We start from the raw sequence: 12,148 nt of genomic DNA, 5'->3' as shown, positions 1-12,148 counted from the left end.
GCGGCGTAGACGAGGACGTGCTTGCGTCCCTGAACGCCAAAGGAGACACGCAGGAGACGTTAATGCGGGCGCTGAAGGCGAGGATTGAGAAAGTGAGGAGTAAATGAGCAAACCAAGATATGACTGGTGGCCTTACGTCAAGGGCATGATACGTCGGTATCCGGTGCTTAGAGAGCAGTATGAGGATTTACATAGCCAGTCCGTCACAGCGTCGTACAGTGAAATGCCGCACGGCGGTGGCGTAGGCAGGCCCATAGAGGCGCTTGCGATACGAGAGCTGCCGACTAATAGCCAACGAGAGTACGAGGCCGTACATCAAGCGATAGCCCTGACGGAGCGGTATCCGAACGGGCGACAGAGACTGGCGATTATGAAAATGGTTTTGTGGGACAGGCGGTATACGTTGGAAGGGGCGGCTTTGCAAGTGCCGTGCGGATTTGCAACAGCGAGAAGATGGCATCAGGATTTTATTAGGCTGGTTGCAGAAAATTATGGTTTTTTAGATTGAGCCCCCAGAGCCAAAAATCTGTGATATTTTGGTAGCATGAATTTCCTTCTAATGGGAACCGGTCATTTCTGACCGGTTCCCTTCTTTGTGGTCGCAAGTGGGTGCTTTCTGTTCTGATTTTGTAGGCAGGTGCGGGAGCCGGGGCGCAGAACGATTTTTAAGCAAGAGAGGTGGTGACGTGGGCAGTGAAAATCTTATTCCAATGGATCAGCGAAGCGAGGATGAAGTTAGAGAACTCGGCGCAAAAGGCGGTAAGGCTTCCGGTGCGGCACGTCGCCGTAAGCGAAGCCTGAAAGATGCCGCCGATTTATACCTGTCTTTGCCCGTATCTGACCGGCGCAGGTGGAACAAAATTGCACGCCGCGGCATTGATCCGGAGGACGTGGACAACCAGATGGCAATGATTATCGGGCTGACCGAGGCGGCTACGCAGGGAGACGCCAAGGCGGCGAAGATCATCGTTGATCTTCTGGGCGACACCGCAAATAATTCGGGTGATGCGATTGAAGACGATCCCGTCACCAAATCCCTGAAGGAGACAATCGATGCTGTCACCGAAACAGATCAAAATTCTTAAATGGCCATACACGGGGCATACGGCGCTAATCTGTGATGGCGCGGTGCGGTCGGGCAAGACCTCTATCATGTCGCTGTCGTTCATCCTGTGGGCTATGGGAAACTTCAACCATTGTAATTTTGCAATGTGCGGCAAGACCGTAGGCTCGGCAGAACGAAATATCATCCAGCCGCTTTTAGGCGTTACCTATCTGCGGGAAAATTTTAGCCTGGACTATTCCCGATCAACTCACCAGCTGATTGTACGGCGAGGTAAGAAGCAAAACTGCTTTTATGTCTTTGGCGGAAAGGACGAATCTTCCTACATGCTGATTCAAGGCATCACGTTGGCAGGAATCCTGCTGGACGAGGTGGCTTTGATGCCGCGGTCGTTTGTGGAACAGGCCCTCGCTCGGTGTTCTGTCAGCAATGCAAAGTTTTGGTTCAACTGCAATCCGGATGTCTCGGAACACTGGTTCAACAAAGAGTGGATAAAACACGCCGGGGAAAAAGACGCGACGCACCTGCACTTTACCATGGAGGATAACCCGTCGCTGTCGGAGGAAACCATAGCGCGGTATAAGAGCCTGTACAGCGGCGTTTTTTATCAGCGGTATATTCTGGGCCTGTGGGTAGCCGGAGACGGCGTTATCTACGATATGTTTAACCGGGACGTGAATGTCTACACGGACGCACAGAGACCACAGGGACTCCCATACCTCGCTGCACGCCATATCTCATGCGACTACGGCACAACCAACCCGCAGGCATATCTGGACGTCTATGACGACGGAGAGCGCGTCTGGGTGGATCGGGAGTACCGTTGGGACAGCCGCAAAGAAAGACTGCAAAAAACAGACTCCGAGTATGCAGATGAACTCCAGTCTTTCATGGGCGCTGATCCGCAGTTTTTATGTCCGGTGATCGTAGACCCTTCAGCAGCGAGCTTCAAAGTAGAACTTTCCCGGCGCGGGGTGTATGTCATGGATGCGGATAACGATGTGCTGAACGGCATCCGTAGAGTGGCGCAGCTGCTCAGCCGGCGGGTGCTGATGATTCACGAATCCTGCGAGGGCCTGATTGGTGAACTTGGCTCCTATGTGTGGGACGAGAAAGCCGCCAAAATGGGCGTTGAGAAGCCCATTAAGACGATGGATCATGGCCCCGATGCGCTGCGTTATTACGTCAATACTGCGCTGCCTAAATGGCGGTATGGAGAGGAGAAGGTTGTGATTTGAGCAGAAGAAATAAGCAAGTGCAGACAGCGGACGCGTTCTCCAATTCTCTATTTCGTTTGGGCGCTGGGTCGCAATCTCCACTGGAGGCAACCACCTACCCAATGACCCGTATGACGCAGAACTATGCACTGCTGAACAGCTTGTACCGCAACAGCTGGATTACCCAGAATATTATCACTACGATTCCCGATGACATGCTGCGGGAATGGGTGACATTGAACGGCATTACACAGCAGGCGCAGGACCAAATGAACAGGCTGATGCGCCGCACGGCCCTCCGGGATAGGCTGGCGAAAGGGTTTTACTGGGGAAGGCTGTACGGCGGCGCTGTGGGAATCATGATGATTCGCGGGCACGATGACCTGTCGCAACCGCTGGACCTTAACGCAGTGCTTCCAGGTACATTTCTGGGACTGTATGTGGTTGACCGGTGGAGCGGTGTTTTTCCGCAGACGGAGCTTGTAACTGATATGTCCGACCAGGACTTTGGGCTTCCTGCCTATTATTCCGTGCAAGGCGCAGACGGTGCAGTTGTCCAAAGAGTACACCACTCCAGAGTAATTCGTTTTATTGGCCGAGAGCTTCCCTACGTCGAGAAGATCGCGGAGATGTACTGGGGGGAGTCGGAAATCGAGGCCGTCTATGATGAAATCGTAAAGCGGGACAATGTTTCCCACAATATGGCGGCCCTGACATTCCGGGCCTGCCGCGATTACATGGAAGTGGACAACCTCGACCAGCTTCTTTCCACCGCGTCTCCTGCACAGCAGAAACGGCTTTACGGGCTATTGCAAGCGCAGTCTGTGATTGATAGCAACTTCGGCACAAAGGTTGTCAACAAAGGAGATGCAGTCCACAACACGCAGTATACGTTTGCCGGGCTGGCCGACGTATACGACAGCGTGATGATGGATGTGTCGGGCGCGTCCCGTATCCCGGTGACAAAGCTGTTTGGCCGCTCCGCCGCTGGGATGAATGCCACGGGGGAGGGCGATTTGCAAAACTACTATGACTACATAGACACGCGTCGGGAAAGCGATTTGCGCCCTATTATGGAACGGTTGCTGCCGGTAATGGCGCTTTCCTGCTGGGGAGAGGTCCCGGACGGGCTTGATCTTGCATTTCCGCCTTTGTGGACGCCCAAAGCCTCCGAGGTGGCCGACATTGCAGATAAAAAGGCCGGTGTTGTTGTGGTTGGGTATCAGTCGGGGCTTTTGGACAAGGGAACCGCACAGGGCGAACTAAAGAAATTGTCCGGAGAAACTGGTATGTTTGACAGTATTCCCGATGAGCAGATCCAACAGAACATGGGTGTTTCTTATCAGAATCAGCAGGCGATGCACGATCCGTTAGCGGGCCTGACTATTGACACGGTTCCTACGGCTGACGGAGGGGCCGGCAGCGGAAATTTTAATCACGCCGGGCGCCCTGGGCAGGTGGGAGGGTCCGGCGATGGCGGGGAGTATGATAAACCAACCGGTTTTGCCAAAAACAGCCGCGGGGAAAAAACTCTTGACAAAGTAGAGCGAGCGAGATATAGTGATCTACTTCTCAAAAGCAAAACAAGCGACGGAATTGAAATAAGCGGAATTAGAGATCATGCCTTTGATCGTGCTGCTCAGAGAGAAATTTCCCCTGGAGAGATAAGAGATGCTATTCAATCTGCCCCGAAACAATCCGAAAACGATGCGACGTGTAGCGTCTATGATAAGGGCAATATGAGGATAGTCATAAATCACGATACTGGAAAGATAGTATCTGTAATGCATAGGAGGTGAAGCCGCTATGATATTTACTCAAAAACAGTCTGTGTTCATTAAAAAGGAATTTGGAATAGATGTCCCTATCGACGAACCTTGCAAGTTAAGCGATACCGAGTTGCATAAGCTCCAAGAGGACGCGTTTGACATTGAGGCACACGAAATAAATATCATTGATGACGGGGACGATCTTCCCGAACGTGGAAATATCGCTGCCGAAATCGTCACAATGATTGGGAACGACTAAGCTGGGCAAGTATGACGACATGATGAATAAAGTAAAGGATTTTTTGAAATCTGTTAAAGAAATATTTATTACCCCTAAAGCGTCAGGCAGTTGCCCGGCGCTTTTTTGATACCCACAGGAGGTGAAGGCCAATGCCAGCGAACCCGGACAGGATACTGGAGCAGTTACGGAAAGTCTACCTTCAGGCGGAACAGAGCCTGTTTGATGCGTTGACCTATAAGCGATCAAATGGCCTGATTGACTACTCTGAACAAGCGGCGCTGGAACGGGTGCAGCGGACCCTTGCAAATATGCAGGATGCCTGCTGGCGGTATGTTCCGATTCTGGTGGAGTCAAGTTTTTACGTACAGCACCCTGAAAAAGCGCGACTGGCGGAGCCTATGGCAAAGCATCTTTACGGATACGCAAATGCCGGAGCGCTGACGATTGAGCAGACGGACATTGTGGAAACGCTGACGGCCAACCTAATGAGCAGCGTTATAGAAGCGTCCCGGCAGGCAGAGCTGAGTGCACACTCAGCAATTGGGCGGCTCCACGAGGACCAATTTCGGAAGGCTGGCGTTGCAAGCGTGGCCCAGATGGAAGCCGCTGGCGGCGGTACATGGGAAACGGCTAACCAGATGATGACGCAGCTCCGCGCCGACGGCGTGACGGCCTATGTGGATAAGGCGGGCAGGCGATGGGGCCTGTATGCGTATTGCAACATGGTAACCCGCACGACATCCCGGCAGGCGGTCAATGTTGCCGTTCTGACAAAGGACCCCGATCAGGACTTGTTCAAGATGTCCAGGCATGGAACGACCTGCCCAGCGTGTGCCCCTTATGAGGGCCGCGTTTATTCCAAAAGTGGTAATAGCCCGGACTACCCGCCGTTGTCTGCTGTCTTCGGCAAAGTCGACCGTGCGGGACCTGAAATGCTGACAAATAGCTACCTCAATATCCATCCGAACTGCCTGCACACTCTGACGCCGTATTCCACAATCGGCATGACGCAGGGAGAGATTGAGCGGGATCAGGTAATATCCTCTTTCCGCAGCAATCCGCCGTCATTTGACCCTCGCAGCGACGAGGCAATTAAAGCGTACCGGCAGCAGCAGGCAGGGCGGCAGAAGTATCTGCGGATGCTGCATGAGTACCAGAGATACCGTATGGCGCTGGGAGACAAGATGCCCAAGACGGCGCAGACGTTTATAAAACACAAAATGGCCAATGACCAGAAGTATAAGCAATGGAAAGAATTGTACAGCCGCCTGTAAGGGCGGTTTTATTATACCATTTTTGAGGAGGTGACGCAGATTGCTATGTTATTTCGGGGAGCAGATCAGCCCGCACATGATTGATACACCGGAAGGGTATTTGATCTGCAAGGAGGTCCCCATTTCCCGCACGGGAGAGATGCAGTATGCGGCCCGGGAACTGCAGCTTGACGGAGACCCGGAACGGTCGGTGACCGTCGTCCGTGACGAAGCTGACGTTTTTTCTCCGGCGGCTATGGCGTCTTTTGAGGGAAAGCCGATCACCGACGGCCACCCGCCTGATAACCTGACCCCTGAGAGCGTGGCGGGGTACGCCAAAGGGCATGTCCAGAATGTGCGGCGCTCCGGCAGCCAGACCATAGCGGATCTGCATATCACAGACCCCAACCTGATTAACGACATCAAAAACGGCCTGAAGCGTGAAATATCCTGCGGGTATACCGCGCGGTATGAGCCAGCCGGGGACGGGAGATACAAGCAGACCAATATTCAAGGCAATCACGTGGCGGTTGTGCCGCAGGGCAGAGCGGGCCATGAGGTAGCAATAAAAGATGCCGCGCCTGCGGCGAAAGTTGAAAGGAGACCCATTATGAGAGACAAGAAGCAGGGTCTGTTCGCCATGTTCGGGCGGGCAGCCAAAGACGCATCCCAAGAAGAACTGGACCAGATGGTGCAGGATGCCGCCTCGATGCTGGAGAGTGAACCCGCGAAAGCGCAGGAACCCGCACCCACCGAGACGAAGCCCGCTACAGATGCGACGCCCGCTGACGGCGGAACGGATGCCAAGCTGGACAAGCTGATCGAACTGGTGACCGCCATGTGCGCGCAGAAGCCCGCGCCTACCGACGACAGCCCCGAGGCACAGATCGACAAGACGATTTCAGGGCTTGAAAAGAAGCCCGCTCCCGAAGACGTCAAGGACGAGCCTGCCGCTCCCGAGGACGAACCGGGAGCAAAGGTCATCAGCGCAGACGCGGCCGAACAGGGAACGCTGATGGGAGACGCCGCCGTGCAGATTCTCAAAAACGCGCGGCCTGCCATTGCGGCTATGAAAGACCCCGACGAAAAGAAGACCGTCACCGATGCGTTACTGAAAAGCATCCGTGCCAGCGTAGAGACTCCCGGAGCCGATCTGCTCAAAGCAACTGCCGATGCGGCAAAGCAGCATTTGCAGGAAACAGACCCCGAGGCACGCAGCAAGGCGCAGCAGGCGGCCTATAACGCCCGCAATCCCCACAGACAAAAGGAGGACAAATAATATGCCTGGACAGAATATCGGGCTGACGATGCCCAATGGTTTCCCCGGAAGCTATACTCGGCAGCCGGACATGATCGTGGATACCCACCCCCTCGGCGGCTCTGCCAATGTGGAATTCGGCACTCCGCTGGTTTACTCCGGCAACACAGTGGTTCCGTTCGGCGCAGCTGATACGGCGGCAAAGTTTGTCGGTATCGCGGCCCGTGAGATTAAGAGCGCTCTCGGCTATCTTGACCAGAATAAGGGCGAGTTCGCGCCCGACGAAGCGCTTCCGACATTTAAGCGAGGATGCATCAACGTCCTGTGCAATGTCGGGACGCCCGCGCTCAACGGAGATGTGTACATCCGCACTGTTGCAAACGCTGCGATTCCCACCGGCGCGGTCGGCGGCTTTGAAGCGGCTGCTGACGGCACGAACACTGTGAAGCTGACAAACTGCAAATGGCATGGTGCGGCGGATGCTAACCGCGTCGCTGAAATCCGCATCCTGACCTGCAACAACGCCTGATAGGAGGAAATAAATATGCCTGATTTTAGAACCCCTTCGGCTCCTGTGACGATGCAGGACGCCGCGAGCGCTTCCGGCGGCGCGTTCCTGATTTCCGAGCTGGAGAAGCGCGACACCAAGATCCGCGAGCCTCTGACCTCTTTGACCTATGCCCGCGATATTCCCATCACTGTCGGCGGCGGCTGGGTGGAAAACGTCTCTGCCATGAACATCACCTACGCTATGGCAGGGTCTTCCGTGTCCGGCCCTGTGATGGCCCCCGGCGCAAATGGCGTTCCCATTGTGCAGGCCAATCTTGGCAAGGATGTGTTCAAGACTCATATGTTCGGCGTGGGTCTGCGCGTGTCCTTTGCAGATATGATGCGCTCCAACTTCATCGGACGTTCTCTGGACGACATGCTGACCAAGGGCATCCGCATGACCTATGACAAGCACCTTGACGTCAGCACATACAAGGGGCTGGCCGACTTCGGAACTACCGGCCTGCTGAACGATCCCAACGCTGTTGCTTCCAATGTGGCTGCGATTGGCAGCGGGTCTTCTGCGGCATGGAGCGCCAAGACACCCCAACAGATTCTGGATGATGTGAATAAGGCGCTGACTGATGCATGGGAAGCTGCCGAGTACGACACCTCTGCTGTCCCCAATCACATCATCATGCCCTATGAGCAGTACAACTACATTCTGACCACGAAGGTCACAGAGCTGGCCACCGAAACCATTCTGGACTTCCTGATGAAGAACAACGTTGCCTCCAAAAACGGCGGAAGCCTGACCATTGCTCCCACCAGATGGTGCAAGGGCGCCGGCGTTGGCGGCACGGATCGCATGACCGTGTACATCAACGATGAGCGGTTCCTCAAAATGGAGGAGCTTGTCTCTCTAACCCGCGCCATGACGCAGCCCAATGCGGCAAATCTGTGCTACGACACCGGGTATGTGGCGAATCTGTCTCAGGTGGAAGTGTTCTACCCGCAGACCATCCGCTACTACGACGGCATTTAAGGGGGACAACGATGTTTATTCATTGCAAACGAAATCTGCATATTCAGGAAGGCTCCGAATCCCTGAATCTTCAAAACGGGTTTGTCGGGGAGATTGACGACCGTTGGGCAAAGCACTGGTACATTAAGGCGGCGATCAGCGACGGGACGATTGTTACCACCGATACCACGGAGAAGCCCGCCAAGAAGGGCAAGAAATCCGCAGCGCCGGAGGATTCCGGTGAAGATCCTACCAATATCACCGATACCACGGAGAAGCCCGCAGAATGAGAGGAGGCCAGAGGCATGGATAACGCACAATTTTACGGAGTGAGAGCCGCCGCCGCAAATCTTTCGGCAAGCGCGGCGCCCTATACGAAAGACATGTTTCTGGCCGACTTCCCACAATTTACTTCTGATGGGACGAAATCAATTGCGCCGGATGCAATGCTTAATATGTTTGTGAAGCTTGCGTGCGGGGCGATCAGCCCTGAAAAGTGGCCAGACAATTGGCGGTATGCCTGCGGGCTATACACGGCGCACAATCTGACGCTGTACCTGCGCACCTATGCCGCGCAGTCTGCGTCCCCGGCGCAGGCAGCAGCCTCCGGCGCAACGGTGGGCGTTCTGAAATCCGCCACGCTGGGGGATTCCTCCGTCACCTATGACACGGAGGCGCTCACAAAAGCCACGGAAAAGTGGGGCGGACTGAACGCCACAAAGTATGGGCAGTCGCTGGCCACCATGGCGCGTCTGGTTGGAATGGGGGGCATGACGGTCATATGAACTTTGCAGACTGGTATACAGACCGCGCGGATGTTTACCGCGTCTCTGACGTCAAAGTTGGAAGCATTACCAAGCGCGAACGTGCGCTGGTTGCGTCAGGTATTCCGTGCCGGGTCTATCAGTCCTCCAAGCCGTCTGTAACCATGGCGGATACCGCTGCGCACGTGGATGGTTCCGACAAGCTGATGTGCGGTATGGATGCGGACATTTACAAAGGAGACGAGCTTCTAATCACCCGGAGCGGCGGCGAACCCACACGCTACTTTGCAGGAAAGCCGCAGGAGTACGCGGAGCCATTCGGAGCAGTCCTCCCTGGCCTTGCGCATAAGGAGCTTTCCATTATGCAGGAGGAACGGACATGAGCTTTGGTGACGCCATGCAGCGCCGTGCGGATATCCTTCGGAAGCGCGGCGCTGACATGGACAAGACCTTTATAGAAATTTCCAAGGGCGCCACGATGAAATATGTCGAAGCCGCCACCGAAAAAACGCCGCCAAACACGGGCGATGTTGGCGGAACCAATACGCAGAGTGGCGAGCTGAAATCTCACTGGGCCGCTGATAGCGTCATGGTTCCGCAGATTTACCGGCACACCTCCGCCGGAAACGAATATGAGACGCTGGGGCAAAACAACGTGCAGTACGCCTCCTACGTCGACCAGGGGCATCGGATGGATAAGCATTTCGTTCCCGGTCTCGTAATAAATCCTGTGACAAAGAGGCTTGAGAAAGTTAGCTCTGACGTTGGCGGCATTATGGTGGGAACCAAAACGCAATATGTCCCCGGCGTGTTTATGTCTGAGACGGGACGGGACGCTTATGAAGAGTTTGCGCTCAAGGAAATGAATCTGCTGCTGCGGGAGGTGTTTAAACCGTGAATTATACCCTGTCCGACGTAAATCAAGCGATTGCGGACGCCGTTGCTTCGGTCATTCCGGGCGTTACGGTCTATGACAACCCGAATCAGCAAGACACCACGCTTCCGGCAGTGTTTATCAAGTATCGGGGCGAACAGCCAACCAAGCAGGGAATTGACAATCGATGGACTCAGACGCTGAAATTTGATCTGTGCTATCTGGTGGAGTATAACCTCCCGAACATGAATGACCTGTATCGCGCGGCGGCAGATTTGCTGGCGTATGCGCTGACGGAATTGCAGTACGCGGACGGCGTTAAACTCCCGACGCGAAATCACTCCTGGCACGTGGAACTGGACGGCTTGCACTATCAATTTGACGTACCTGTGCGCCTGATGAAGCCATACGCACCCAACTATATGCGGACGATGACATTGGAGGAAAAGAGCAAATGAAAAGCGAGATGAAGTATCCCACTGAAACCTTGCTGCAAAGCAAAGCCTTGTCCGGCTATCAGCAGGATTTTGCAAGAGTGGTTTTGAAAGAGCCGGAATATACGATGAAAGAAGCAAGAGCCGCGCTTAACAGCTTCTTTGGAAAGGACGTGAAGTAATGGCCGGTGGAACATGGACCAGACAGAATAAAACGCTGCCCGGTTTTTACCTGAATATCAAAAGCGCCGCCGCCAGCTCCTCCAACTACGGGGAGAGCGGCATTGTGGCGATCTGTGAGTCTTTAAACTGGGGCCCGGTGGCGCAGATCACTAAAGTTGACTTCGACACGGACGTTTTCCACGTACTGGGGTACGATTTGGATACTGCGCCCGAGATGCTTTTCCTGCGGGAAATTTTCCGAGGTTCCGTCAATGCCGACGGCTCCGCCCGGTCTGCGGGTGCGTCTGCCGTGCTGTTGTACCGCCCTGCGGCCACGGGAGCAGCGCAGGCTGTTGCAACGCTGGGTAATCTGACCGTGACGGCAAACTATCCCGGCATTCGAGGAAACAGCATTTCCGTGAACGTGGCGGCTGATCCCGACAACGAAGGAAGCTTCATTGTCAGCACCTTTGTTGATGGCGTTATGCAGGATTCTCAGTCCGTGACGGGAATTGCAAACCTCGTCTCCAATGGTTGGGTGGAATTCTCCGGGAGCGGGGTTCTGGCCGCGAGCGCGGTGACCACACTTTCCGGCGGGGTGAATGGAGCCGTTGACGCGACCGCATACGCCTCATTCCTGACTGCGCTGGAGCCGGAGAAGTTCGACGTGGTGATTTATGACGGAACCGAGGCAACCGTTTCCTCGTCTATGGTGGCCTTTGTGAAGCGGCTCTGCGATAAAGAAGGAAAAAAGGTGCGTCTTGTGCTCCCCGGCTATGCGCAGGCCGATAACGAATCTGTGACCTCCCCGGTGAACGGGATTGTGCTCAGAGATGGAACCACGTTGACGGCGGCGCAGTCCTGCTGGTGGGTGGGCGGCTGCTCTGCGGGGGCCAAGTACAATCAGGACCTTACCTACGCGGTACATCCCAGCGCGTCTGGGGCGTATCCCAAATACACCACATCTCAGGCGACCGATCTGATTGCGGCGGGCAACATGGTGTTCTTTGAGGATGAGGGCTCCGTGCGGATTTACTACGACATCAACACGCTGACCACTTACACCAACGATAAGCAGAAGGTATTTTCAAAGAACCGTCCCATTCGGACGCTGTATTACATCGCCAACTACCTGTATCGCACCTTTGCGGATAATCACATCGGTAAAACGGACAACACTTCCGACGGCCGCAGCCTTGTGAAAAAGGAAGTTGTCAGTCTGCTGATGACCATGCAGGCCAACGGCGGAGTGAAGAACTTCGTGGCGGATGATGTGACTGTGGAATCAGGAGAAGACGGGGACGCCATCGTGGTGACGCTGGCGGTTCAGCCGGTGGACGCAATCGCAAAAATCTACATGAAGCTTGTCGTGAGCTGAGGAGGGAGAAAAGATGTCGTTTTTACTTGCCCGTGACGCCCTGAACGGAAAAGAGGGCAAAGCGTTTGCCACCATTGCTGGACGGAATGTGGAGCTGTTCGGCCTCAAAAAGTTTGAAGCCAATGCAGAATTCGAGGACGCCAAGTTTACCGTGGTGGGCTCCCGGACTACACAGCATAAGCCGAAAGAAATGAATATCTCGGGTTCTTTTACTATCTATTA

The 12,148-nt window shown here is 54.6% G+C and carries 16 protein-coding genes; all 16 read left to right on the top strand.

Features of this window, described 5'->3' with window-relative positions; translation table 11 throughout:
- Positions 1-686 precede the first annotated feature (686 nt).
- A complete protein-coding gene (locus tag RTK01_RS12965) occupies positions 687-1,085 on the top strand; it encodes a KGG domain-containing protein (protein WP_312281384.1) in 399 nt (132 codons plus the stop codon).
- Positions 1,054-2,301, top strand: a complete 1,248-nt coding sequence (locus RTK01_RS12960) for a PBSX family phage terminase large subunit (protein ID WP_312281383.1) — start codon at positions 1,054-1,056, stop codon at positions 2,299-2,301. The genes RTK01_RS12965 and RTK01_RS12960 overlap by 32 nt, the downstream gene beginning before the upstream one ends.
- Positions 2,298-4,079: a DUF1073 domain-containing protein gene (locus tag RTK01_RS12955; RefSeq protein WP_312281382.1), complete on the top strand. Its 1,782-nt coding sequence runs from the start codon at positions 2,298-2,300 to the stop codon at positions 4,077-4,079. Before RTK01_RS12960 ends, RTK01_RS12955 begins: the two co-directional genes overlap by 4 nt.
- Before the next feature lie 7 nt (positions 4,080-4,086).
- A complete protein-coding gene (locus RTK01_RS12950) occupies positions 4,087-4,308 on the top strand; it encodes a hypothetical protein (RefSeq protein ID WP_312281381.1) in 222 nt (73 codons plus the stop codon).
- A 131-nt stretch (positions 4,309-4,439) separates the two neighbouring features.
- Complete coding sequence (locus RTK01_RS12945) at positions 4,440-5,564, top strand: phage minor capsid protein (protein WP_312281380.1); 1,125 nt, start codon at positions 4,440-4,442, stop codon at positions 5,562-5,564.
- 76 nt (positions 5,565-5,640) lie between these two features.
- Positions 5,641-6,822: a DUF2213 domain-containing protein gene (locus tag RTK01_RS12940; protein WP_312281379.1), complete on the top strand. Its 1,182-nt coding sequence runs from the start codon at positions 5,641-5,643 to the stop codon at positions 6,820-6,822.
- A 1-nt stretch (position 6,823) separates the two neighbouring features.
- Positions 6,824-7,330, top strand: coding sequence for a hypothetical protein (locus RTK01_RS12935; RefSeq protein ID WP_312281378.1), 507 nt, complete (start codon positions 6,824-6,826; stop codon positions 7,328-7,330).
- 15 nt (positions 7,331-7,345) lie between these two features.
- A complete protein-coding gene (locus RTK01_RS12930) occupies positions 7,346-8,335 on the top strand; it encodes a DUF2184 domain-containing protein (RefSeq protein ID WP_312281377.1) in 990 nt (329 codons plus the stop codon).
- A gap of 11 nt (positions 8,336-8,346) precedes the next feature.
- Entirely contained in the window at positions 8,347-8,604 is a 258-nt protein-coding gene (locus tag RTK01_RS12925; protein WP_312281376.1) for a hypothetical protein, read from the top strand.
- Positions 8,605-8,619: 15 nt separating this feature from the next.
- On the top strand, positions 8,620-9,099 hold the full coding sequence (locus tag RTK01_RS12920) for a DUF4054 domain-containing protein (protein WP_312281375.1): 480 nt from the start codon (positions 8,620-8,622) through the stop codon (positions 9,097-9,099).
- On the top strand, positions 9,096-9,461 hold the full coding sequence (locus tag RTK01_RS12915) for a hypothetical protein (RefSeq protein WP_312281374.1): 366 nt from the start codon (positions 9,096-9,098) through the stop codon (positions 9,459-9,461). The genes RTK01_RS12920 and RTK01_RS12915 overlap by 4 nt, the downstream gene beginning before the upstream one ends.
- Entirely contained in the window at positions 9,458-9,976 is a 519-nt protein-coding gene (locus tag RTK01_RS12910; protein ID WP_312281373.1) for an HK97 gp10 family phage protein, read from the top strand. The genes RTK01_RS12915 and RTK01_RS12910 overlap by 4 nt, the downstream gene beginning before the upstream one ends.
- A complete protein-coding gene (locus tag RTK01_RS12905; protein ID WP_312281372.1) occupies positions 9,973-10,410 on the top strand; it encodes a DUF6838 family protein in 438 nt (145 codons plus the stop codon). The genes RTK01_RS12910 and RTK01_RS12905 overlap by 4 nt, the downstream gene beginning before the upstream one ends.
- Complete coding sequence (locus tag RTK01_RS12900; protein ID WP_312281371.1) at positions 10,407-10,568, top strand: hypothetical protein; 162 nt, start codon at positions 10,407-10,409, stop codon at positions 10,566-10,568. Before RTK01_RS12905 ends, RTK01_RS12900 begins: the two co-directional genes overlap by 4 nt.
- Positions 10,568-11,926 carry a phage tail sheath family protein gene (locus RTK01_RS12895; protein ID WP_312281370.1) on the top strand — a complete coding sequence of 453 codons (1,359 nt, stop codon included), beginning with the start codon at positions 10,568-10,570 and terminating at the stop codon, positions 11,924-11,926. Before RTK01_RS12900 ends, RTK01_RS12895 begins: the two co-directional genes overlap by 1 nt.
- Positions 11,927-11,939: 13 nt before the next feature.
- The coding region (locus RTK01_RS12890; protein ID WP_312281369.1) for a phage tail tube protein at positions 11,940-12,148 on the top strand (209 nt) is incomplete at its 3' end.

The sequence above is a fragment of the Oscillibacter sp. genome, from assembly GCF_031978065.1.
GTDB lineage: Bacteria > Bacillota > Clostridia > Oscillospirales > Oscillospiraceae > Oscillibacter.
Note: the sequence above shows the minus strand (reverse complement) of the source record. Positions and strands in the feature narration are given on the sequence as shown.